Origin of the sequence: Pseudomonas graminis, assembly GCF_900111735.1 — a bacterium.
Lineage (GTDB): Bacteria > Pseudomonadota > Gammaproteobacteria > Pseudomonadales > Pseudomonadaceae > Aquipseudomonas > Aquipseudomonas graminis.
Genome location: NZ_FOHW01000007.1, coordinates 107,962 through 130,750 on the forward strand (window position 1 = coordinate 107,962; position 22,789 = coordinate 130,750).

At 59.3% G+C, this 22,789-nt stretch carries 18 protein-coding genes, 1 tRNA gene and 1 pseudogene; 9 read left to right on the forward strand and 11 right to left on the reverse strand.

The genetic code is table 11. The features are described 5' to 3' along the window. Positions 1-26: 26 nt before the first annotated feature. From pqqB to BMY98_RS07690, 6 genes are all read right to left on the reverse strand, one after another. Positions 27-938, reverse strand: a complete 912-nt coding sequence (pqqB, locus tag BMY98_RS07665; RefSeq protein WP_065991311.1) for a pyrroloquinoline quinone biosynthesis protein PqqB — start codon at positions 936-938, stop codon at positions 27-29. Between the two features lie 94 nt (positions 939-1,032). Then, positions 1,033-1,104, reverse strand: coding sequence for a pyrroloquinoline quinone precursor peptide PqqA (gene pqqA / locus BMY98_RS07670; protein WP_008365141.1), 72 nt, complete (start codon positions 1,102-1,104; stop codon positions 1,033-1,035). A 167-nt stretch (positions 1,105-1,271) separates the two neighbouring features. Continuing rightward, the gene (gene pqqF, locus BMY98_RS07675) at positions 1,272-3,656 is read right to left on the reverse strand and encodes a pyrroloquinoline quinone biosynthesis protein PqqF (protein WP_074886904.1); all 2,385 of its coding nucleotides are present in this window, start codon (positions 3,654-3,656) and stop codon (positions 1,272-1,274) included. Positions 3,657-3,749: 93 nt separating this feature from the next. Beyond that, entirely contained in the window at positions 3,750-4,550 is an 801-nt protein-coding gene (locus tag BMY98_RS07680; protein ID WP_074886907.1) for a carbon-nitrogen hydrolase family protein, read from the reverse strand. A gap of 11 nt (positions 4,551-4,561) precedes the next feature. Further along, positions 4,562-6,256, reverse strand: coding sequence for a flavin monoamine oxidase family protein (locus BMY98_RS07685; protein ID WP_074886910.1), 1,695 nt, complete (start codon positions 6,254-6,256; stop codon positions 4,562-4,564). 143 nt (positions 6,257-6,399) lie between these two features. Next, a complete protein-coding gene (locus BMY98_RS07690) occupies positions 6,400-6,861 on the reverse strand; it encodes an Lrp/AsnC family transcriptional regulator (protein ID WP_074886913.1) in 462 nt (153 codons plus the stop codon). A gap of 248 nt (positions 6,862-7,109) precedes the next feature. Between BMY98_RS07690 and ppk2 the strand changes: the two genes are divergently transcribed. Beyond that, positions 7,110-8,021, forward strand: coding sequence for a polyphosphate kinase 2 (gene ppk2 / locus BMY98_RS07695; RefSeq protein WP_074886916.1), 912 nt, complete (start codon positions 7,110-7,112; stop codon positions 8,019-8,021). 36 nt (positions 8,022-8,057) lie between these two features. Here ppk2 and BMY98_RS07700 read toward each other — a convergent pair whose 3' ends face one another. Continuing rightward, a complete protein-coding gene (locus BMY98_RS07700; RefSeq protein ID WP_074886919.1) occupies positions 8,058-9,104 on the reverse strand; it encodes an FUSC family protein in 1,047 nt (348 codons plus the stop codon). 168 nt (positions 9,105-9,272) lie between these two features. Between BMY98_RS07700 and BMY98_RS07705 the strand changes: the two genes are divergently transcribed. From BMY98_RS07705 to BMY98_RS07740, 8 genes are all read left to right on the forward strand, one after another. Further along, a complete protein-coding gene (locus BMY98_RS07705; protein WP_074886922.1) occupies positions 9,273-9,893 on the forward strand; it encodes a YjfI family protein in 621 nt (206 codons plus the stop codon). Between the two features lie 15 nt (positions 9,894-9,908). Then, complete coding sequence (locus BMY98_RS07710; RefSeq protein ID WP_074886925.1) at positions 9,909-10,616, forward strand: PspA/IM30 family protein; 708 nt, start codon at positions 9,909-9,911, stop codon at positions 10,614-10,616. A 77-nt stretch (positions 10,617-10,693) separates the two neighbouring features. Then, entirely contained in the window at positions 10,694-11,257 is a 564-nt protein-coding gene (locus tag BMY98_RS07715; protein WP_074886928.1) for a rhomboid family intramembrane serine protease, read from the forward strand. 49 nt (positions 11,258-11,306) lie between these two features. Beyond that, the gene (locus BMY98_RS07720) at positions 11,307-11,975 is read left to right on the forward strand and encodes a DUF2491 family protein (protein ID WP_074886930.1); all 669 of its coding nucleotides are present in this window, start codon (positions 11,307-11,309) and stop codon (positions 11,973-11,975) included. A 13-nt stretch (positions 11,976-11,988) separates the two neighbouring features. After that, positions 11,989-12,414, forward strand: coding sequence for a DUF350 domain-containing protein (locus BMY98_RS07725; protein ID WP_074886933.1), 426 nt, complete (start codon positions 11,989-11,991; stop codon positions 12,412-12,414). 26 nt (positions 12,415-12,440) lie between these two features. Next, positions 12,441-13,166 (forward strand): DUF1190 domain-containing protein, encoded by a 726-nt coding sequence (locus BMY98_RS07730; RefSeq protein ID WP_074886936.1) that lies wholly within the window; start codon positions 12,441-12,443, stop codon positions 13,164-13,166. 14 nt (positions 13,167-13,180) lie between these two features. Continuing rightward, positions 13,181-14,338, forward strand: a complete 1,158-nt coding sequence (locus BMY98_RS07735) for a glutathionylspermidine synthase family protein (protein ID WP_074886940.1) — start codon at positions 13,181-13,183, stop codon at positions 14,336-14,338. 272 nt (positions 14,339-14,610) lie between these two features. Then, complete coding sequence (locus BMY98_RS07740) at positions 14,611-15,090, forward strand: WYL domain-containing protein (protein WP_074886942.1); 480 nt, start codon at positions 14,611-14,613, stop codon at positions 15,088-15,090. Positions 15,091-15,256: 166 nt separating this feature from the next. Here BMY98_RS07740 and BMY98_RS07745 read toward each other — a convergent pair. The 4 genes and pseudogenes from BMY98_RS07745 to dnaG form a co-directional block, all read right to left on the reverse strand. After that, positions 15,257-15,333 (reverse strand) — tRNA-Ile (locus BMY98_RS07745). 15 nt (positions 15,334-15,348) lie between these two features. Further along, a pseudogene (locus tag BMY98_RS07750) lies at positions 15,349-18,291 on the reverse strand (sensor domain-containing protein); the annotation flags it as partial. A gap of 440 nt (positions 18,292-18,731) precedes the next feature. After that, positions 18,732-20,576 carry an RNA polymerase sigma factor RpoD gene (gene rpoD, locus BMY98_RS07755; protein ID WP_074886946.1) on the reverse strand — a complete coding sequence of 615 codons (1,845 nt, stop codon included), beginning with the start codon at positions 20,574-20,576 and terminating at the stop codon, positions 18,732-18,734. Between the two features lie 67 nt (positions 20,577-20,643). Further along, complete coding sequence (gene dnaG, locus BMY98_RS07760; protein ID WP_074886949.1) at positions 20,644-22,611, reverse strand: DNA primase; 1,968 nt, start codon at positions 22,609-22,611, stop codon at positions 20,644-20,646. Positions 22,612-22,789 lie beyond the last annotated feature (178 nt).

A 22,789-nucleotide genomic window follows, 5' to 3' on the forward strand; every position in this document is an offset into this window, starting at 1 on the left:
GGGCGCGGTTTACTGAAAGCGCTTTCCTACAGCTCGATGCTCATCCCGTCGAACGCCACTTCGACGTTTCGCCGCGCCAGTTCAGCGCGCTCGGGCGAGTCTTCGTCGAGGATCGGATTGGTGTTGTTGATGTGGATAAGCACCTTGCGCTGTTGCGGCAGCTTTTCCAGTACTTCGAGCATGCCGCCGGGACCGTTTTGCGCCAGATGACCCATCTCCGTTCCGGTACGGGTTCCGACGCCACGACGCTGCATTTCATCGTCATCCCACATCGTGCCATCGACCAACAGGCAGTCGGCGCCGCTCATTTTTTCCATGAGGGCATCGTCGACTTTGCCCAGGCCCGGCGCGTAGAACAGTTTGCCGCCCGTGCTCAGGTCCTCGACCATCAAGCCGATGTTATCGCCCGGGTGTGGGTCGAATCGGTGTGGCGAGTAGGGCGGTGCCGCGCTGCGCAGTGGAAATGGTGTGAAGCGCAGATTCGGGCAGGCCGGAATCACAAAACTGCCTTCCAGCTCGATGCGATTCCAGGCCAGGCCGCCGTTCCAGTGTTTGAGCATGTTGAACAGCGGGAAACCCGTGCTCAAGTCCTCGTGGACCATGTCCGTGCACCAGACTTGATGCGGGCAGCCTTCACGCAGGCTCAGCAGCCCGGTGGTGTGGTCGATCTGGCTGTCCATCAGAATGATCGCGCTGATCCCGGTGTCGCGCAGGCCGCGATTGGGCTGCATCGGGGCGAACCCCTGGAGCTGGGCGCGAATGTCGGGAGAGGCGTTGCACAAGATCCAGTTCACCCCGTCGTCCGACAGCGCGATGGACGACTGGGTGCGCGCGTGGGCCCGCAAGCTGCCGTCGCGAAAGCCTGCGCAATTGGCGCAGTTGCAGTTCCACTGAGGGAAACCACCGCCGGCGGCGGAACCGAGAATCTGGATGTGCATGTAAACCCCGTAGCGACGGGCCAGGCCGGCCCTGAAATCAGAATCGCGTTAATAAAAAAGCCCCGGCGAACCGAGGCTTCTCACCGCGCAACAATCAACGGCTTGCGAAGTACATGGTGACTTCAAAGCCGATACGCAGATCAGTGTAAGCAGGTTTAGTCCACATAGTTGACTCCTTCTGGGTTAGTGCAGCGGTGGGTGAGTACATTCGTTAGTGCTCCTGCGAGCGGAGACGTTCAAATGCTTAGGGGGCTATGTTACTAAAATTATCGGAGGGTCAACGATGAAATATCCGATAAAGATCCTTGCACAACGGGCAACGATCAGCTGTTTTCAGCCCACGGCGGGTACGGGCGGGAACGGGCTAGAGCGGTTGGACAGGCAGAGCCGGGCGCTGTCCGGATGCGCCAGCCGATGAGCGGCTTCGAGCAATTCGGCGCGTTGAAGATGTGCAAGGGAATGTTGCAGGCCGGCGCTGTAATCATTGCCGTGGCCGGCCAGGTGCGCTTGCCAGAGCAGATCGGCCGCTTGCGGGTGCTCCATGTCAGCCGTTTCGAGCTGATCCTGCAGGGTTTGTACTTGGGAGGGTAAGTCTGCGGCGTTGATCAATGTCGGCAGACCCTCGATGAAGGTCTCGATATGCGCAACCAGTTGCTCCGCGCTCGCGCTGGGCGATTGCACGCCGAACAACAGACCGCCCTGGCCAGCGATCTGTCGGAAACCACTGAAAACGGCGTAACCCAACTGCAGCTCGACCCGCAGGCGCTGGTAGAACGGCGCCTGCATCAGCTGTGCGAAGAGTCGCCACGTCGCTTCGTCGTGGAGAGAATCGGAGGGTGTCGGGTAGAACATCAGCAGCGCAACTTCGGAAGACTCCGACGCTTCGATTTCCCACCGTGTGCTTGTTGCTCGAGGTGTTGTGCGTGGCGAACCTTCCGGCAAACCGGGGATGAGCCGCGTGGCGTGGTTCAACGCATTTCGCGCTGAGGGTGTGAAACCCGTGGCAAGCCCTGTCCAGAGCGCCTCAGCCCAGACGCGCGGCAGATCGTCAGTCTGCTGGGTGACTAAGTTGTTCAAATAATGATCACCTAAGGTCTTCAGCAACTGACGTATCGGGATGACGGCCGGTTCATGAGCTGGCGCACCGTAGCGCGCCAGGGTTTGCGCACCCGGCTGCACGATCAGAATCAGCGCCTGTTCCACCACGGAGGGCAGCGGCTCCGACAAACCGGAGACTTTCAACTGCCAGAACCTGCCGTAGGAACTGAATGCCAACGAGACTCCCGCTTGACTGGCCTGGGCCATCAGCGGTTTCAGGCTGGCTTCCAGCATCCGTGCAAGCATTGGTGGCGCAGCGACGAGCGTCCACCGAAGGTACAAGGCGGCCTCGCCGTTTGCTGGCAGCGCCTCGCTGAATGTCAGCGCAGGCAGGTGCGAGGTCGGCGCGGTGGCCGGCGTTGCCTGCTTTAGAAAAGGATTGGGTTCGGGCAGCCGCCAATCGACGCTTGAGGTGTCGTACCGCGGGGACCGGGCTTCTGCCTGCAACAGTGTCAACGGCGTTAGTTGGTTCAGCAGCGCATCGACCGCCCCTGTTGCAAGCCCCGCCATATCAGGTTCAGCGCTGAAATACCGCGCCAACGACAGTGCACCGCTGACGGCAAGACGCCGCTGTTCCAGCCGCGCGTATTCGTCGAACAACGGGCTGTACTGGGATTTGAAGAAGGCAAGCCAACTGAACACCATTGCTGACACATGAGATGACGCGACAGGTGTCTTCGCGGCCAATGCGATCTCAATGTCGATGACTGCCTGGCCGGCAAACTCATACATGACCTCGGCCTTCAGCGAGTCAATCAAGCCTCGGTCACGCAGCTCCGCCACCAGCCCGCCCCCTTGCGCGTCATTCATCCAGGTGCAGAGAAAGGCTGCGGCCTGTTCCTGCCCTGGCGGTAAACCTTCGCATGCGAAAGTCAGATGCATCCGTCGTTGATCAGGTACCCCGACTGGCTTCGGTGCATCAGTGAGCAGCGCAGGCGGTCGCTGCTGTTCGACACGGCTGCCTTTAGCGAAAAACGCGCCAGAGTGCGCTGCCAACCCCTCCAGTTCATCCAGCGGCAGAGGCCCCGCGAGGCTCAACGTCATCTGCCCGGCCTGATAGAACCGTCGATAGAAATCCTGCAGCGCATGCTGAAATGCCTGGCGCGGAACCGGGAGGCTGAAGCGATTCCCTGCATGAAACCCGCGCAGGGGATGCAAGGCCGACAAGGGCTGCAGACGTTTCAGCCCATCACGAGAGGCGTCGTCCCGCGACCAGGCGATGAATTCCGCGTGCAACACCTCCCGCTCCCGCAACTGATCGGGAATCGTCATGCGCGGATGGGCGAGCATTTCGCACAGTCGCTCAAGACCGTCCGGGAACAAGGCGCGCGGCAGTTCGAAGAAAAAGTCAGTGGTGCGCGCGCGGGTGCTGGCGTTTACTTGCCCGCCGTGGCGCTGCACGAATGCCATCAGCTTTTCGTCGGCTGCAAAGCGCTCGGTGCCGAGAAAGAACAGGTGCTCGAGAAAATGCGCGAGCCCCGGCCAGCGGGCCGAGACATCATGACTGCCTGCCGCCACCCGCAATGCCGCCGCGCAACGCTTCAATCGTGGGGCCGAAACAAGCACCACGTTCAAGCCGTTGGGCAGGGTCAGGGATCGTCGGCTGATGGGGTTGGGCATGGCGCTTGTGATGTTTGATGACTGAGCGGCCATGCTAGCGGATAACGCGCGTGCAGGGTGGGGCGTGCGCAGTGGCGACGCTGGGCGTTTGACCTACGGCTTACCCAGGCCGGAATAAAACCCCGGCCGACGATCCTTGAAATACGTGTTGATCGCCTGCGACTCGCTCATCGATTCACGGTCCAGGTCCGCCATCACCAGCGCCTCATCCTGACCGGCAAGGCCGATTTGGCGACCGTCTGGCGCGCAGATGCTGCTCAAACCGCAGTAATGGATCTCGCCCTCACTGCCGCAGTAATTGGCATAAACCAGGTAGCACTGGTTCTCGAAGGCGCGGGCCCGCACGGTGACTTCCGCGACGAAATCGTAGGGCGCCATGTTGGCAGTCGGTACGAGAATCAGGTCTGCGCCGGCCAAGGCCAGACGCCGCGTGTTCTCGGGAAACTCGACGTCGTAGCAGATCAAAAAGCCAAGCTTCCAGCCGCCGAATTCCACTACCGGAAAGTGCTCATCGCCTGCGCTGAACATCGCGTTGTCCAGGTCGCCATACAGATGGGTCTTACGGTAATTGCAGACCCGAACACCTTGCGCGTCGATCAACTGCACAGCGTTGTAAACCTGATCGTCGTCGCTCAACTCCGGGTAACCGTACAAAATCGCGACGCCCGTGGCCTGAGCGACCTCGGCAATCTTCAGCGCAGCCGGGCCGTCGCTCGCTTGCGCCAACTCCCGCGCGGCCTTGGCACCGATGTTGTAGCCGCTGAGAAACATCTCCGGAAAGACCAGCAGCGCCGCGCCCTGCGCCGATGCCTCGATTGCCTGAACTTCCAGGCGCATAAGATTGGCGCTGACATCCAGGGGCAGCGGCGGGCATTGGTAGAGAGCGACGCGCATTTGAAGCTTCCTTATTCCGGCAAAGCGATCGGGCCGATCTCGTGGAACACGTCACCCGGGCCCGGGTTCTCGGCGTGAGTCTTGCCGCCGAAGTGGGTCATGATGCCCCACACCGCATTCAGCGAGGTCTGCACTGCGCCTTCGACCCACGCGGGTGTCCAGGACACATCGTCACCTGCGATGAAAATGCCCCGTTGCTCGTCAGGCATTTCCTTCTGCATGAAGTGTGCGTACATCCGCTGGTTATAGCGGTAGTGGCCCGGCAGCGCGCCTTTGAAAGCGCCGAGGAAGTGCGGGTCCGATTCCCACGACACGGTGATCGGGTCTCCGATGACGCGCGCGGCGATATCGACCTTCGGGTAGATCTTTTTCAGCGCCCCGAGTGCCAGGCTGACACGCTTTTCCACGGGATGCGGCAGCATTTTGAGCGCGTCGCTCATCCACGAGTACGACAGGCAAATCACCCCCGGCTTCTCCACGCCGTTGGAATAGGTGCCGTTGTCGAACAGGTAAGTGCCACGGGTCAGGCGATCCGTCAGGGTCATGCTCATCAGGTCGCGGCCGGTCTCCGGGTCTTTGTCCTTCCAGAACGGCCGGTCAACCATCACGAAGGTTTTCGACGCCTGCATGTAGCGCGTGCGGTCCAGCGCCATCCACATCTTCTGCGAGAACAGCGATTCTTCGCACTCGATCTGGGTGGTCAGCAACCAAGTCTGGCACGTGGCCAGAACCGCATCGTAATGGCGAACGTCACCCAGATTGTCGGTGACTGCGAACTGGCCGTTGGCGGCCCGGCTGATACCCTTGACCCCGGTGCGCGGGGCGCCCCGGTGCAGCGTCGACAGACTGGTGCCTTCTGGCCAATGGGCGCAACGTTCGGGGGCGTGGCGCCAGATGCCGATAGGCACTTGAGCGACGCCGCCAACGATCAGGTGCTGGTGATCGTCGCAGTTGGTCATGACCACGCGGAAGATCTCCAGCATCGAGTTCGGGAAGTCCGAGTCCCAGCCACCGGTGCCGAAACCGACCTGACCAAACACTTCGCGGTGATAAAACGACAGTTTGGCGAAGGCTTTGGACGTGGCGACGAAATCATAGAACGTGCGGTCGTCCCACAACGGCACCAGCTTGTCCCACAGCTCCTTGAGCCGAGGCACATCGCGGTCGCGGATGGCTTGCTGGATGTCGGCGAACTGCGAGCCGTCCTCCAGCGCATCGGCCCAGGCGTCGGCTACTTCCTGAAACAGCGCGGGCAAGTCCGACAGTTTTTGTGCGTAGTGAGTGCTCCCTTCCAGGTCGATTACCGTGCTGCCGGACGCCGCCGTCAGCGGGTTGGGGAAAGGTTTGGACTCCAGGCCGAGCTTGTCGACGTAGTGATAAAAAGCGGTGGAGGACACCGGGAAGCGCATGCCGCCCAGCTCGGCAATGATGCCTTCAGCACCTTCAAACTGCTGCGACCGCAGACGGCCGCCCATTTTGGAGGCTTCATAAACGACAGGTTTGAGGCCCAGCTTCATCAGCTCATAAGCCGCAACCAGGCCCGCGATGCCTGCGCCGACGATCGCCACCTCTTTGCCAAGGTTTTCCGTCGGAATGCTGCCCAGGCCCGCCGGGTGTTCAATCCAGTCATCGAAGGCGAACGGGAAGTCCGGGCCGAAAATCGTGATCGGTTTTTTTCCGTCGGCGGGGTGGCGATTGTTCTTCATGACTGACCTTGTTCGACTGGGGCGCGAAAGGGCACAAGTCTAGATAACAGTTGAGACGTTAATAAGACGCAGAGTGCCGTCGTTGTGTCGAGAAGGCAGGCAAAGTGACGGGGTGGTTCGTCATATTGTCAGAATTGGCCCATTCAGGACGGCTGCCCGCGGTCGATCTTGCTGCTGAGGATGATCGATGTGGTGGTCTTCTCGACGCCATCGACACTGCCGATCAGATCAAGCATCTGATCCAGTTGCTCCGGCGAGTCGGTACGCAGCCACGCGACGTAATCGAACTCACCGCTTACAGCGCAAAGTTGTTGCACCTGCGCCATCGCACTCAGTCGCCGCAACACTTCCTTGCCCGAGCGAGGCTGCACGGTGATCCCGACATAAGCCTGCAACCCGCCATCCACCAGACGCTGACCCAGACGCACGCCATAGCCGGTGATGACTTTGGCTTTTTCCAGGCGCGCCAGTCGCGAGGTCACGGTCGTGCGCGCGATACCCAATTGCCGAGCCAGATTGGCGACCGGTTCCCGGGCATTGATTTGCAGCGCTGCGATCAGTTTGCGATCGATGTCGTCGAGCGCTGGTGGGCGGGTGTCAGGCAAGGGCGGATCTCCTTCGGCAAGCGGGGCATGTTAGGAGATTCCGTAGGGGTTTGGGTGATATTCGAACCGGGCGGCACGGTGGCAGCCGAGGTCATTGTCGCTGTTTGCCCAGCAGGGATGGGCGTACGGGAGTTTGCGCCGGTTATGTAGGACTTTTCTGCGCTGTAAGGGTTTTGTCATTCTTCTGTCACCCCCGGCATGCCTAAATTCTCTCCCCATCCCTTTGAATCCACGCCGGGAGCCTCGTCATGACTCTGGATTTCTCTGAAACCGCCCGCTACATCCAGGCCGATATCCTCGACAGCTTCGACGAAGAACTGGAAATGGAGTACGACGACGCGCGCCTGGATGGCTTATTGGCTGACTTGGGTGAGGAGGTGCCCAAAGGGATTGATCGCCGCCTGTATTTCCGTGAGCTGCTGCGCCTGCAAGGCGAGCTGGTGAAACTGCAGGACTGGGTGGTGAGCCAGAAGCTCAAGGTCGTCGTGCTGTTCGAAGGCCGGGATGCGGCAGGCAAGGGCGGTGCGATCAAGCGCATCACCCAGCGTCTCAACCCGCGGGTTTGTCGCGTGGCTGCACTGACCGCGCCAAGTGAACGCGAGCGCACGCAGTGGTACTTCCAGCGCTACGTCGCGCACCTGCCTGCCGCTGGCGAAATGGTGCTGTTCGACCGCAGTTGGTACAACCGGGCCGGGGTCGAGCGGGTCATGGGCTTCTGCAATGACGAAGAGTACGAAGAGTTTTTCCGCACCGTCCCCGAGTTCGAAAAGATGCTGGTGCGCTCGGGCATTATCCTGATCAAGTACTGGTTCTCCATCACCGACGACGAGCAATACCGGCGCTTTCTGATGCGCATTCATGACCCGCTGAAACAGTGGAAGCTCTCGCCGATGGACCTTGAGTCCCGCCGTCGCTGGGAGGACTACACAAACGCAAAAGAGGAAATGCTCACCCGTTCCCACACGGACGTCGCGCCCTGGTGGATCGTCGAAGCTGACGACAAGAAGCGAGCGCGCCTGAACTGCATTCATCACCTGCTGGAGCAGATCCCGCGTGGCGATACCGAGACACCGCAAGTGGTGCTGCCGGAGCGCGAGTACAACGCCAATTACCTGCGCGCACCGGTACCTCGCGAGATGGTCGTTCCGCCGGTTTATTGATCCTCTGCCGGTTTTTGATCACCGTGCTGGCGTGGTTCAGATTTTCCACGCCGGCGCTGTTTTCGCCAGACGCTGTTGCAGGCTTTCCAGGTTCTGGGTGAATTGACGGGTCATCAACTGGTAACCCAGCACCTCGGTCGACGCGGTTGGAGCGTCGGGCCCGACGGTCAAGCTCTCGGTCGACCGCTCCAAACGCTCGGTCGCACCGGTCTGCAGCGCACGGGCCATACCGATCAACATGCGCCGAATCCGCCGCTGCTCCGCCGTCACCCCTGTACTGCCAGCATCTGCCGGACGCAGGTTCGACAGAATCTCGAGGATGCTCAGGCACATGCGGAAATGGCTCTGAATGGCGTCCAGCTCAACGATGGATATCTTCACTTCCTTGGACACCGACGGCATCAGCGAGCGCAGCTGCAACAGCGTTGCGCCCATTCGCGCGGTCAGCTTCACATGCTCATCTGCGGTCATGGACTGCCCGCTGGCGATTCGGTCGTAGGCCAGGGCACAGTCCCGCAGGCCATTCGCCAGGTTGTAGCGCCACGAATACACGGCGTACAGCGGCAGCGCGAACGAAAACGCCAGGGCGAGGGCGATGCCGATCAGGATATCCACCGTCCGCCACAACCCGTCCGTGATCGGGTTATCACCGTGGCCCGCCACGATGAACAGGGTGATCGCCGACAACAGCGCCGTGTAACCCCCCTTGCCGATGGCGTGATACGCAAAGAAGCCGCAGATCAGCGACATCACCACGTACGTCAGCAACGGCATACCCAGATAGCTTTCCTGCGCAACCACCGCCAGGCCCAGCGCCGCACCAATCAGCGTTCCATAAGCCCGCTCCACCGACTTTTTGCCGATGTTGCCGTGGTGCTGCAACCCGCCGATCACGATCAGCATTGTCACCGACGCCCACTCTCCGTGGGGCAGATGAAACCCTGTCGTCAGAAGAATCGACACCAGCAGTCCGACCACGATTCGGCCGGCGTGAATGTAGCGGGCATGGCGATAGCGGCGGTATGGGTCCAGCAGTGGACGCAGAACGCGGCGAAGCCAGGAGGGGAGGGAGGCTGAGTTCATGGGGTTACAGACCATGGGGAAGATGAATATATCCGAAGCCTCTCAAATGCGGCGCGTCACCATCGGCGTCGCCTCATTCACAAAATCATCACATGTGAGATGTTGCGTATCAGGATGGTTGCGCGTAGGGTGCGTTGCTATCACATGTGATGTTCAGGAAAAACTTCAATGGCTCGGAAAACTTCAACCGACTATATGCGCGAAATGCGCGCTCGGCTGACGGCTGCCGGCTACGTGAAAAGAGAGCTCTACGTGCTTCCCGAAAACGCGGAAGTGTTGAGAGACATCGAGAAAGTGCTGCGCCAGCCCTATTTGGGTAACCGGATCAAACTGGAGGGATTCATGACTGAGAACACCAATTGGACGATCAACACACTTCACTCGGCATTCGCCGAACTGGACGTGGTTAAAGATAAAGATATCGAGCTGACCCTCATTCAAGGCGCCGAGCCAAGTCTGAGCCTGGTGATGAACCAGTTCGGCGGCTTGCCAATCATCATCGCCATCGCAGGCGACCAGATCCTGGTTGATTCCGTGCTGGTGTACGCCTCCGAGGTCAAAGACCGGGACGCTTTCAACGACGCCGTGCTGCGCAGCCGGGAGCTCTTCCCGTTGTCATCGATCGGCATCGAGACCCTGCCAAACGGCGAAACCTTCTACAACATGTTTGGCGCACTGAGCGGCGCCTCTTCGTTGACGGTCATCGTCCACGAGGTGCTCACGCTGGCAGAAAACGTGATTCATGCGGCCGACGCCTACGAAGATTTTCTTAAAGTTGATCCACAGTAATCGGGAGACACATCAATGAGCCTTTGGAAAAAAATGGTCACAGCGCTGCGTGGTGGGGCTTCCGAAGTGGGTGAAGCCATCGTCGATGCCCAGGCACTGCGAATCCTCGACCAGGAAATCCGTGACGCCGACGCCTCCATGCTCGCGGCGCGCAACCAACTGATTCAAATCAAAGCCAAGCACAAGCTCTCGCTGCAACGCGTCGAAGAGCACGACAAAAACATCGCCAACTGGGAGCAGAAAGCGCTCGCGGCGATGAATAAAGGCGAAGAAGCCCTTGCCCTCGAGTGTGCCGAGAAAGTGGCCGAGCTGACGGCTCTGCGCGACCAGGAGAAGTTGGCGGCCGATCAGTTTGGCGTCCATGTGGCGAAACTGACCGCACAGGTCATTAAGGCCGAGAGCCAGATCAAAGGCCTGCGTCAGCAGACCGATATGGCGAAGGCCCGCGACAGCGTGCAAAAGGCGCAGATCAACGCGGCGGCTGCAACGGGCGGTGCCAACGGCCGACTCGAAACCGCAGTAGGTTCGCTGGCACGTATCAAGCAGCGTCAGGATGAACAGGACGCCAGGCTTGAAGCGGCCGATGAACTGACCGAGGCTGCCAATGGCGGTGATCTGGAGCGTCGTCTTCAGGATGCCGGGATCGGCGCAAAAACCGGCGGTGCGGCTGACGTTCTGGCCCGATTGAAAGCGCAAAACCAGAGCGGTAACGCTGGGCAGTAAGCACCATTAAAAAGAGGCAGCCGGATTTCCCGTCTGCCTTTTTTTCGGTTTCATTTTTTCGGCTTACCGGTGCGCAGATGAATATCGGAAACGGACTACGGACGATACTCTGCCTTGCCGCTTTGATGATCGCTGTGCAGGTGGTTAACTCCCTGACCGCCAACAGCCTGCTGTACCACGGCCTGGTGCCTAGAACGTTGTCCGGACTTCAAGGCATCGTTTTCTCCCCGTTTCTGCATGGTTCGGTCCGTCACCTGCTGAGCAATCTGCTGCCTTTTGTGGTGCTGAGCTGGCTGGTGGCGACCGAGGGGCTTCAACGTTACGTCCGCGTGGTGCTGCTCATCGTTGTGCTGGGCGGGCTGATGGTCTGGGTGATTGGCCGGCCGGTTATCCATGTGGGCGCCAGCGGGCTGATCTTTGGCTTATGGGCGTATTTGCTGGCGCGCGCCTGGTATCAGCGCAGCCTGGCGAGTTTCGCGATTGCGCTGGTGACCCTGCTGGGCTACAGCGGATTAATATTCGGCTTCATTCCGGTGCCCGGCGTATCGATTGAGTCACACCTATGCGGCGCGCTTGCCGGTATTGTGACGGCCTGGCTGATGCACTCGCGGCGGCTTGTCGAGCGAGGTCCGGCGCAGTGAGTGGCAGAACTTTTCAGATCGCCTCGGCGCGAATTCAAGGAGATGAAACATGAGCTGGATCAAACGCGCTTTAGGCCTGGAGTCGCCCATTCCGCCGGCCGGCTCTAACTCCGTTGCCAATGCGGCCCTGGCTAATCCGTTCGGGCTGGCGACCGGTCGTATGCTCGACCTCGACGACTCCCTCAAGCTGATGCTCGACGGCCATTCGGAGCTGGTGGTCCCCAACGAAGAAGTGGTCTGGTCAGTGGGGCAGGTCGACTTGGGGCAATCGGTACGTCTGGTGCGCTTCTACTTCGAGGACGAAGATTACTGGCTGCAGGTGATGATGAACGGGCCTGCCGCTGAAGACGTCCAGGACATCATCCTGTTCGGCTACAGCAGCGCCGTCACGATAAACAGCGAGGCGGAGCTCAAGCGTCTGGTGGGGCCTTCGTCCAAAGTCGGTCTGCCGGTGTTCGAACATGACGGCTGGGAATACGGTCGTCAGTGGGGCACGGAACAAGGCCAGACCGAACTCACGCCCATGGACGAGCACGTCGTCAGCCCCGACGGTGCCTACCGCATCAAGCACTTGAGTATGTTGTACGCGCGGGACACCGGATTGGTAGACCGCCGCGAGTTTCTGCTGCTGTCTGTCGAGGAAGACGAGGAGGGCGTTGTTTCCTTTACCACGTCGGTCGGCGTGACCCTGCAGTCCACTGATTTCACCGTCATTTAAAAGGAAGTAAAAAATGCTTGAAGCGCTTCGTATGTCTGTCAGCTTCCAGTCGTTGCTGAGTTTTGTGGTCTACATCATTGTGGCCGGCGGATTGTTCTCGTTGTTTCAGATGGCCTACACGCGTCTGACGCCGCACAAGGAATTCGCCCAGATCCGTGAGGGCAATGTCGCCGCCGCCGTCGCTCTTGGCGGTGCGCTGATCGGTTTCGCCCTGCCTGCCAGCAACGTGATCACCTACAGCATCAGCGTACTTGATGTGGTGATCTGGGCAGTGATTGCGGCAGTCGTACAGCTGCTGGCCTTCACCGCCACCAGCATGGTGCTCAAGGATCTTTCAGCACGCATCACCCGAGGCGAGCTTGCCGCGGCCATCTACGCCGCCAGCGTCTCGATCAGTGTCGGTTTTCTCAACTCGGCCTGCATGACGCCGTCGACCTGATCGCCCGTTATCGAAAGGAGTTATCGATGAGACGTAGTTCCCTCAAGCTGGTCCTGGCCAGCACCCTGCCGCTGGCGATCAGCGCGTGCAGCAAATCCGATACCGTTGAAGTTTCCGCGCAGCAGACCTACCCGTCGGTTCAGTCCTGCGTTGACCAGAAAGTCCCGGTCGACATCTGCTCGGACGCTTATATGAGCGCGCTGGCGGAACACCGCCGCATTGCCCCGACCTACGACGACAAGACGGCTTGCGAAGCGGATTTTGTCCCTGACTACTGCCAGCAGAACGCCGATGGCAAGTTCACGCCCAAGCTCGGCGGTTTCCAGCTGGAAGTTTCCGGTGAGCTTCCCAAGTCCCAGGTCGACGCAGCGAAGGCACAGGCTAACCAGTCCGGTGGCGGTGGTGGTGGCTTCGGTTCCGGGGTGAACGGCTTCCTGATGGGCATGCTCGTCAGCAACATGGTCAACGGATTCACCGGCGGTGGCGGTCGTTACTATGCTCAACCCATCTACCAGGAGCGGGACTCGCGGGGTGGATATGGGTATTCCACGCTGTCGCGCCAGATCGAGCGGGGCAAAACCTTCGGCAACTCTACCCAAGCTCGAAGCAGCTCGACCGGCACTTACAGCAAAAGCACCCTTGGCCGTAACTCCTCCGTCTCGTCGTCTGTTTCCCGTGGCGGTTTCGGCAGCCAGGCCACCGCTCGCAGCGGTTGGGGTGGCAAAAGCAGCGGTTCAAGCTTCGGCGGATAACAGGGACGTTTCCCATGAAAAGGATCAGCATTCAGGAACGTCCTGACTGGCGCCAGACGGCCGAGCGTGAGGGTTTCAACTTTCACACCATCGACGGCGAGCGCTACTGGGACGAACGGGCCTACTACCAGTTCACCGAAGCGCAGATCACACGCGACATCGAAGCGCCAACCCAGGAGCTTCATGCCATGTGCCTGGACGTCGTGGAAAAGGTCGTCGAGAGTGAAGAACTGCTGACCCGGCTGGCCATTCCGCCGGCGTTCTTCGATCTGGTCCGCACCTCGTGGAAGGAAGGGCACCCGCATCTGTATGGCCGCTTTGACTTCAGCTATGACGGCATAAACCCGGCCAAGCTGCTGGAAGCCAACATGGACACGCCTACGTCGGCGTATGAAGCGGGCGCGTTTCAGCTCATCTGGCTTGAGGAGCAGATCCAGCGCGGCGTATTGCCGGCCCATGCTTCGCAGTTCAATTCGATGGCGGAGGACCTGGTTCGGGCGTTTGCGGCGATCAGAGAGGGCGGGACCTTCTACTTCTCGTGCATGTCAGGTTCGATAGAAGACCGAGGAACGACTGAATTCCTGCGCAAAATGGCTGAGCATGTCGGCATCGAAACCCGCCACATCGACATCGAAGACATCGGCCTGAACGCCCACGGCAGATTCGTCGACCTCGAAGGCCGCTGGATCGAGCGCATCTTCAAGCTGCATGCCTGGGAGCATGTCTTCCATGAGCCCCACGGCCAGGCCATCCCCCAGTGCGACACGCAGTTCATCGAACCGGCCTGGAAGGCGATCATTTCGAACAAAGGCATCCTGCCGTTGCTGTGGGAATTCAACGAAGGGCACCCCAATCTGCTGCCGTCCTTTGTGGATAAGCACCCGCAATCTGCGGTGCCAAAGGGCTGGGTGCGCAAGCCGTACTTTTCCCGCGAAGGCGCCAACATCGAAATCCGCACCCCGAGCGATCAGGTCATCTTCGAAGATGGCCCGTACAACGATGCACCCTACATCCTGCAAGCCTTCGCGCCGTTGCCTCGCTTCGGAGATAGCTACACGCTGATCGGATCGTGGGTGGTGGGGGATACTGCTTCAGGGATCGGGATTCGTGAAGACGACAGTTTGATCACCAAGGACAGCAGCCGGTTTTTGCCGCATGTGGTGATTGATTGAGGGGATTGGGTTTACGGTCGGTGTGCCGCCTTAGTACGAAAAAGCCGGTACTGTACCTCTGACGATACTGGGGAAAAGTCGTCCAGACAGGAGCCTCAGCTAGCGACTTGGGCGCAGGTCTAGGCAACTAAAACGAGCAGAGGTAGCGCCTTAGCAACTTGGCTCTACCAATCATCACAATAGTCCTGCAATGGAGTGCGGGGAAATCAGCCCTAGTGGGCACCTTTACAAGGAACGTTCATGAGCAAAAAACCTGAATACTCAAGACCCTCATGGGTGGCGTAGCAGTTATTGATCTGCTGATTTTGTGGTATTTCGATTGGTCCGGAGGAGCCTTGGTTGCAGCGCTTGTGCTTGCGACATTTGCCTTATCTGGATGGTGCATCGAGACGATTGCCTACCATCGAGCAGTCCGAGAAACCAAGTCGGACATCCGCGCTTCCCGGCCCTCGCGCCAAAGATCTTCGAAGTCGGCTGATGGCTTCGTGGAAGGGGGGCTGGTGCTCTGGCAAGGGCAGCGGCGTATCAGATTTGCTTACCGCAGCTTCGATACAGGCGAATCGGATCGTGAAGTTACGGTGCGGAAGGTGGTTTCCAAGGGAGACTCGAGGCGCATTTACTTCAACGGTTACTGCCACGTTCGGGGCGAGCCACGAACCTTTCGTGTTGACCGTATCAAGGGACTGGTGGTTGATTCGGCCACGGGGGAAATGGCCACTTTCCCGCAGCTTTTTGACTTAAGTTCGCAGTAGCTCGGCATTTCGATTAAGCAGCTAGGCGACGGTTGGTATGAAGGTGACTGCCGGCCGGAAGGCCGTAACGGGCCGAGAATTCGGAGGAAGTTTCGCGCGAAGAATGACGTTCTGCGATTCCAGACTTTCGAAAACACAAAAGCCGCGCAATGCGCGGCTTTTTATTTGGTGGGCCCACACGGACTCGAACCGTGGACCAAGGGATTATGAGTCCCCTGCTCTAACCAACTGAGCTATAGGCCCTCAGTAGGCCGCGGATTATAACGACGGTTTACGCGCTGTGCTATCCGAAAAGTCCGAAACGGTTGTGCGAAGAAACGTCGCGCAGAATTCCTCTGCGCGCAACGGCAGGCTGACGAGGTAGCCCTGGATTTGTTCACAGCCTTCGTCTGCCAGGAATTGCTGCTGTTCAAGGGTTTCGACGCCTTCTGCAATGACGGTCAGTTGCATGCTGCGGCCCAACGCGATGATGGCACGGACGATGGCCGCATCGTGGGGGTCGTCAGGCAATCCGCGCACGAACGATTGGTCGATCTTGAGGATGTCCAGCGGCAGTCGCTTGAGGTAACTGAGCGATGAGTAGCCGGTGCCGAAGTCGTCGATCGCCAGCTGCACGCCGAGTTTTTTCAAGCGATGCAGCACTGAAAGCGCTTCTTCGGTCTGCGACATGATGAAGCTCTCAGTGATCTCCAGCTGCAAACAGCCTGGCTGTAACCGGTGCTGGAGCAGCAGACGCTCGATCCTGTTGACCAGGTTGGGCTGACGCAGCTGCGCGCCGGCAAGGTTCACTGACAGGGGGCCAAACACGTCGTAGCGCTGGTTCCACTCGTGCAATTGCTGGCAGGCCGTATCGAGCACCCATTCGCCGATCTGCAGGATCATGCCGTTTTCTTCTGCCAGCGGAATGAATCGCTCGGGTGGGACGTCGCCGAAAGTGGGGTGGAACCAGCGTATCAGCGCTTCGGCGCCAACCAGCCGTTGCGTTAGCAAACTGATCTTGGGCTGGTAGGACAGGGTGAACTCGTTACGCTCGATGGCGCGCCGCAGTTCGTGCTCCAGGGCAATCCGCTCGCTGGCCTGAGCGGTCAGATCGCGCGTGTAGTGCTCGACGCGGTTGCGGCCCTTGGCCTTCGAGCGATACATCGCTGCGTCAGCATTCTTGATCAGCGTGGCCACATCGGCGCCGTCGGAGGGAAACAATGCGCTGCCGATGCTGGTGCTCATGAAGAATTCGTGTTCGCCCGCCTGGAACGGCGCCGAAAAGCTGTTGAGCAGCTTGGTTGCGACGGCTTCGGCGTCACCGGGGTTCTGCAGGCCGGGCAGCAGGATGATGAATTCATCGCCGCCGAGTCGCGCGACGGTGTCGATGTCGCGCAGATTCTCCTTCAGGCGCACCGCAATGCTTTTCAGCAACAGATCGCCGACCGGGTGGCCGAGGCTGTCGTTGATGTGCTTGAAGCGGTCCAGATCCAGAAACAACACCGCGCCAAGGCTGTGAGCCGCTCTTGAGTGAGCCAGCGCGGCGTGCAGCCGGCTTTCGAACAGCGTCCGGTTCGGCAGGCCGGTCAAGGGATCGTGGTGCGCCTGATAATCCAGCCGGGCCTGAGCCTGCTTCAGGCTGGAGATATCAGCGAACACCGCGACGAAGTGAGTGATGAACTTATCGCGATTGCGCACAGCGCTGATGGTCAGCCAGCTCGGATAGATCTCACCATTTTTGCGCCGGTTGCTGATTTCGCCCTGCCAATGGCCCTCTGCAGTCAGTTGGTACCACATGGCGGCGTAGAACGCGCTGTCGTGGAGTCCGGACGCCAGCAATCGTGGCGTGTCGCCGAGCGCTTCCTGTTCGCTGTAGCCGGTGATCTCGCTGAAGGCCCGGTTGACTGCGTTGATCCGCTGCCGGGTGTCAGTAATCAACACGCCTTCCGCAGTGCTCTCGAACACCGTCGCGGCCAGTTGCAGCTTTTCCTGCATCTGGTGGCGGTCGGTGATGTCGCGCGCGATGGTGAGCATGCAGTCCTCACCGGCAATCGGCAGTGGTCGCGCGGAAATCTCGCACAGGCGGATCTGACCATCTCTGCGACGAATGTGGCTGGTGAAGTCCTTCACGAACCCATCACGCCTCAATTGCTCAAGCAGTTGCTGTCGCTCGTTCAGGTCTACCCAGATGTTCAGGTCAAGGGTTGTGCGGTCCAGCGACAGCGAGCTGTGATAACCGGTAATGCGGCTGAAACCGTCATTCACCTCCACCAGCAGGCCGTCGTTCTGCCGCGTAATCAGCAGGCCGTCGGGAGAGGAGTGGAACGCTTTGGCAAATTTCTCTTCGGACATTTGCAGTTGTTGCTGGGCCTCCTTGAGCGGCGTGATGTCCCTCACCACTAGAACCACTGCGGCAGTGGAATCCAGATCAAAGGGTTCGGCTGACAGAAGCCCGGTGAACAGGCGGCCATCACTGCGTCGAAATGGCATTTCCAGATTGCGAATGCTGCCCCTTTGAAGGCGTTGCAGCAGGCTGTGCCCGATGTCGGGAATGCCCCATATATCCAGCTCGGAAGGCACGCGTCCGACAACGTCGGCCGGACTGACGCCGATCTGCTCCGCGAATGCCGGATTGGCCTCCAAAAAGCAGCCGTCGGAAAGGCGTGCAATCACCAGCATGTCGGGGCACTGCGCGAACACCGAGGCGAACTTCCCTTCTGAAAGACGCAGCGCCTCTTCGGTTTGCTTGGCTTCGCTGATGTCGATCATCAGTCCGCGCATCACGGGCTCTCGGCCATAGCCGATCATGCTCACGATGTCTCGAATCCAGACCACCCTGCCGTCGGCGCTCAGGACTCGATAATCGAGGCTGTGATCATTGCCTTTCGCTACCTCCCGGTCGCAGTAGGCCTGTGCGTCGTCGACGTCCTCCGGGTGGACGATGCTTCGCCAGAATCCGGGTCTTCGCCACTGGTGCAGCGGATACCCCAACAATTCCTGCGCGTGGGGCGAGACGTAGTTGTAGGAATAGTCTTGGGTATTGGCTTCCCATGCGATTGCCGAAAGGCTCTCGATCATCCCGCGATAATGGTATTCGCTGCTGCGCAGCTCCTGTTCCAGGGAAATTCGGCGTGAGATTTCCGAACTGAGACGGCGGTTGATGCGCACTACGATGGCCAGCACCGTCGTCAGGAACAATAATCCTGGAAGTCCGATGAGCAGAAATTCGTGCCAGAGCTTGCTGCGCTCACTGGAGTGGGTGTCCGCCTGTGATGCGGAGGGAAGATCATCCAGTCCGCTGAACTGTTCGGGTTGGCGACTTTGATCGACACCGACGAATCGGTCGCTGCTCAACTCCGTGGGAAGATGGCGGCTTATCCCGGCTGCCTCTCCGGACTCTATATCCTCGCCGGGTAGCCACTCTTGCTGAATCGTTTGCCCGTTTTCCCCGTCGTAAAGCGATGCCTGGGCAGTGACAGCAGCGGGGGCGAGCACGCATAAGAGAGCAATGGCCGGCATCCAGATCATGGCAGCCTCGGTGATTCATGGATGAGAATCAACCGAGTGTAGTCGGGCTGGACAACAGTGGCACTCTGCCGGAAATTTATTCCTTAAAACGCAAAACCCCCAGCAATGCCGGGGGTTTTGGTATGACGCTTCGCTTACTCGTCGAGGAACGAACGCAGGTGTTCGCTACGCGTCGGGTGACGCAGCTTGCGCAACGCCTTGGCTTCGATCTGACGGATACGTTCACGGGTAACATCGAACTGCTTGCCGACTTCCTCAAGGGTGTGGTCGGTGTTCATGTCGATACCGAAACGCATACGCAGAACCTTGGCTTCACGGGCGGTGAGACCCGACAGCACTTCGCGCGTCGCTTCTTTCAAGCTCTCTACCGTGGCGACATCGATTGGCGACTGCATGGTCGAGTCTTCGATGAAGTCACCCAGGTGCGAGTCTTCGTCATCGCCGATCGGGGTTTCCATGGAGATCGGCTCTTTAGCGATCTTCAATACCTTGCGGATCTTGTCCTCAGGCATTTCCATGCGTTCGCCCAGCTCTTCCGGCGTCGGTTCGCGACCCATTTCCTGCAACATCTGGCGGGAAATACGGTTGAGCTTGTTGATCGTCTCGATCATGTGCACCGGGATACGAATGGTGCGTGCCTGGTCAGCGATCGAGCGCGTGATCGCTTGACGAATCCACCAGGTGGCGTACGTCGAGAACTTGTAACCACGACGGTATTCGAACTTGTCGACCGCCTTCATCAGACCGATGTTGCCTTCCTGGATCAGATCGAGGAATTGCAGGCCACGGTTGGTGTACTTCTTGGCGATCGAGATCACCAGACGCAGGTTGGCTTCAACCATTTCTTTCTTCGCGCGGCGGGCCTTGGCCTCACCGATCGACATCCGACGGTTGATGTCCTTGATTTCCAGGATGGTCAGGCCGGTTTCTTCTTCCAGCGCGGTCAGCTTCTGCTGGCAACGCTGGATGTCGGCTTGAAGACGACCAATGGCTTCAGCGTATTTGCTTTTGCCTTTGGCCAGCCCATCGGTCCAGCTCTGGTCAACTTCATTGCCCGGGAACTGGCGCAGGAAGTCGGCGCGCGGCATGCGTGCATCACGAACACACAGCTGCATGATGGCGCGCTCTTGTGCACGCAGACGCTCGAGGGCACCGCGAACTCGCTCAACCAGGCCTTCAAACTGTTTTGGAACCAGCTTGATCGGCATGAACAGCTCGGCCAGAGCCAGCAGTTCAGCGTTGGCCTGCTTGCTGCCGCGGCCGTGCTTTTTCAGCGCCTTGACGGCAATGGCCATCTGGTCTGAAACCGCACCGAAGCGCTGGGCGGCGATGACTGGGTCCGGGCCGCTCTCGACCTCGTCCTCTTCATCGTCGGACGCGTCTTCCTCTTCGTCGTCAGCACCTTCGACCTTCTCGGCCTTCGGATCGACTGGCGGCGGGACTTCGGCTGGCGGCGCGATGCCGTCGTCCGGGTCGATATAGCCGCTGAGGACGTCGGACAGGCGACCGCCTTCGGTGGTGACGCGGGTGTACTCGGAGAGAATGTGATCGACAGTGCCAGGGAAGTGCGCAATTGCGCCCATCACTTCACGGATGCCTTCTTCGATACGCTTGGCGATTTCGATTTCGCCTTCACGTGTCAGAAGCTCGACGGTACCCATTTCACGCATATACATGCGCACTGGGTCAGTCGTGCGACCGATGTCGGTCTCAACCGCAGCCAACGCAGCAGCGGCTTCTTCAGCGGCTGCCTCGTCGGTGTCGGCGTCGGCCAACATAAGGGCGTCCGCATCCGGAGCACTCTCGTGTACGGGGATCCCCATGTCGTTGATCATGCGGATGATGTCTTCCACCTGCTCTGGATCTGAAATATCCTCAGGCAGGTGGTCGTTGACCTCTGCGTAAGTCAGATACTTCTGCTCACGACCCAAGGTAATCAACTCTTTGATACGAGACTGCTGTTGCGCTTTTCCGGACATAACACCCTATCCACTGAAGGTCTTGGCGGGCAAAAAACAAGCCGGGGATTATACCCGAGCTATGACCTCACACGCCAGTTGAGGTCGGGGTTTGTGCAGGAACTTTGCGATTTAACAGGTTGAGCAGCTGAACTTTTTCTTCTGCGCTCAGGCCTGACTGCCGTTCCTTCCTGATCAATTGCTCCAGATGTCGCTCGCGTTGGCGGGCAGACAAGCTAGTTATAGTGTCGAAAAACTGTTGTTCAAGGTTATCGGCCGAGATCAGCCATTCCTTTTCTGCCAGTTGACGCAATAATCGTCCTTGATCGGTGCCATGCCAGCGGGCAATCAATTGCATCGTTCGCAGCTTCGGGTTTTTCTGTGTAGCGTCAATCAGCGCCACCAGCAGCTGCGAATACACGTTCTCTTCATCGGCGAACGTACTAGCGTTAGCTACCTGTGCTGACAGTTCAGGGTGATGCAGCAACGTTCTGAGTGCTGTCAGCGCCGGCGGCTCAACCGTCGCCGGTGTGCGTGGTCCGCGAGGTTCGAAATCAGGACGCTTGCCGTTCTTGTCCCATTTCTTGCCTTTGTCCCACGGCTTCTTGTCCCATTTCTTCTGCTGACCGCCCGGCGCGTTCGGTGTCCATTCCTGCTGCGCCTGGTAATCATGCTGCTGGTAATCGCCGTAATCCGGCACGGCTTCGTAATCGAAGCCGGGATCGTAGCTGGGCTGAGCTTCCGCCGGGGCGGACTGCATCAACTGGTTGACCGCAGCGGTGTCCAGCCCGGTGATTTCTTTGAGGCGTCGACGCATCAGCTCGCGCAAATTGGCGCCCGGCACTTTTTCGATCAGCGGCGCGGCCAGTGTCACCAAGTGCGCCTTGCCTTCCAGGGAGCGCGGATCGGCCTCCTTGGTCAGCTGCTCGAAAAAATAGTCAGCCAGCGGTTGAGCGTGCTGGTTGATTCTCGCCTTGAACGCGTCAGTGCCTTCGGCGCGCACAAGGGTGTCGGGATCCTCCCCCTCGGGGAGAAACAGAAACCTCGCGCGCCGGCCGTCCTGTAGACCGGGAATCGTCGCTTCCAGTGCGCGCCAGGCGGCGTTTCGGCCAGCCTGATCACCGTCGAAGCAGAACAGCACGTTCGGTACCACACGAAAAAGCCGCTTCAAATGCTCTTCACTGGTCGCCGTACCCAGCGTCGCAACGGCGTTGCGCAGACCTTGTTGGGCCAGTGCAATAACGTCCATGTAGCCTTCGACGACGATAATCTCGTCCAGGTTACGGTTAAATTTCCGAGCTTCGAATAAACCGTACAACTCCTGACCCTTATGAAACACCGGGGTTTCAGGAGAGTTCAGGTATTTGGGCTTGTCGTCGCCCAGTACCCGCCCGCCAAATGCGATCACGCGGCCGCGACTGTCGCGAATGGGGAACATCACCCGGTCGCGAAAACGGTCGTAGCGTTTGCCGGTTTCGGCGTTTTCGATCAGCAGGCCGGCATCGATCATCGCCTTCTGTTGAAGGGTATCGCTGCTAAGGTGTTTGTAGAGGTTGTCCCAGCCAGGAGGGGCGAAGCCCAGTCCGAAGTCGCGGGCAATCTCGCCTGACAGGCCGCGGCCTTTCAGGTATTCCACCGCAGATCTTCGCGTTGGATGGCTCTTCAGCGCAGCCCGGTAAAAATCGGCGGCGGCTGTTAATAGAGGGTAGAGCGGCGAATCGGTAGGCTGCCGGGGCTTTTGCCCTTTTACACCTTGTTCGCGAGGGACTTCCATCCCGGCCGCTTTGGCCAGGTCTTCGACAGCCTGAGGGAAATCCAGGTTGTCGTGGTCCATGATGAAGCCGAGGGCATTGCCACCCGCACCGCAGCCGAAGCAGTAATAGAACTGTTTGTCCGGGCTGACGCTGAACGACGGTGTCTTCTCTTTATGGAAAGGACAACAGGCGCTGAAGTTCTTGCCGGTCTTTTTTAATTGAACGCGTGAGCTGACAACATCGACGATGTCGGTGCGGTTCAGGAGGTCGTCAATAAAACCTTGGGGAATCAGTCCGGCCATGGCGTTCTCATCATCAGGCGCCCCGCCAGGAATATCGTGGCGAATCCAAACCGTAACGACGGTTGCTTGGTCAGTGTAGACGGGCCAACGCGGCCTGAATCAGGCTGGAGGAAATCGACGGGGTGTGTCTCGGTCGCATCTGCGGCGTCAACAGCCTCTGTCTTGTGTTGCTTGATCG

What these genes read in the sequence shown, in the direction of transcription:
- pqqB (WP_065991311.1), bottom strand. Translation starts at nt 938, where the DNA reads ATGCACATCCAGATTCTCGGTTCCGCCGCCGGCGGTGGTTTCCCTCAG.
- pqqF (WP_074886904.1), bottom strand. Translation starts at nt 3,656, where the DNA reads ATGCCCAACCCCATCAGCCGACGATCCCTGACCCTGCCCAACGGCTTG.
- BMY98_RS07680 (WP_074886907.1), bottom strand. Translation starts at nt 4,550, where the DNA reads ATGCGCGTCGCTCTCTACCAATGCCCGCCGCTGCCCCTGGATGTCAGC.
- BMY98_RS07685 (WP_074886910.1), bottom strand. Translation starts at nt 6,256, where the DNA reads ATGAAGAACAATCGCCACCCCGCCGACGGAAAAAAACCGATCACGATT.
- ppk2 (WP_074886916.1), top strand. Translation starts at nt 7,110, where the DNA reads ATGACTCTGGATTTCTCTGAAACCGCCCGCTACATCCAGGCCGATATC.
- BMY98_RS07700 (WP_074886919.1), bottom strand. Translation starts at nt 9,104, where the DNA reads ATGAACTCAGCCTCCCTCCCCTCCTGGCTTCGCCGCGTTCTGCGTCCA.
- BMY98_RS07705 (WP_074886922.1), top strand. Translation starts at nt 9,273, where the DNA reads ATGGCTCGGAAAACTTCAACCGACTATATGCGCGAAATGCGCGCTCGG.
- BMY98_RS07710 (WP_074886925.1), top strand. Translation starts at nt 9,909, where the DNA reads ATGAGCCTTTGGAAAAAAATGGTCACAGCGCTGCGTGGTGGGGCTTCC.
- BMY98_RS07715 (WP_074886928.1), top strand. Translation starts at nt 10,694, where the DNA reads ATGAATATCGGAAACGGACTACGGACGATACTCTGCCTTGCCGCTTTG.
- BMY98_RS07720 (WP_074886930.1), top strand. Translation starts at nt 11,307, where the DNA reads ATGAGCTGGATCAAACGCGCTTTAGGCCTGGAGTCGCCCATTCCGCCG.
- BMY98_RS07725 (WP_074886933.1), top strand. Translation starts at nt 11,989, where the DNA reads ATGCTTGAAGCGCTTCGTATGTCTGTCAGCTTCCAGTCGTTGCTGAGT.
- BMY98_RS07730 (WP_074886936.1), top strand. Translation starts at nt 12,441, where the DNA reads ATGAGACGTAGTTCCCTCAAGCTGGTCCTGGCCAGCACCCTGCCGCTG.
- BMY98_RS07735 (WP_074886940.1), top strand. Translation starts at nt 13,181, where the DNA reads ATGAAAAGGATCAGCATTCAGGAACGTCCTGACTGGCGCCAGACGGCC.
- BMY98_RS07740 (WP_074886942.1), top strand. Translation starts at nt 14,611, where the DNA reads ATGGGTGGCGTAGCAGTTATTGATCTGCTGATTTTGTGGTATTTCGAT.
- rpoD (WP_074886946.1), bottom strand. Translation starts at nt 20,576, where the DNA reads ATGTCCGGAAAAGCGCAACAGCAGTCTCGTATCAAAGAGTTGATTACC.
- dnaG (WP_074886949.1), bottom strand. Translation starts at nt 22,611, where the DNA reads ATGGCCGGACTGATTCCCCAAGGTTTTATTGACGACCTCCTGAACCGC.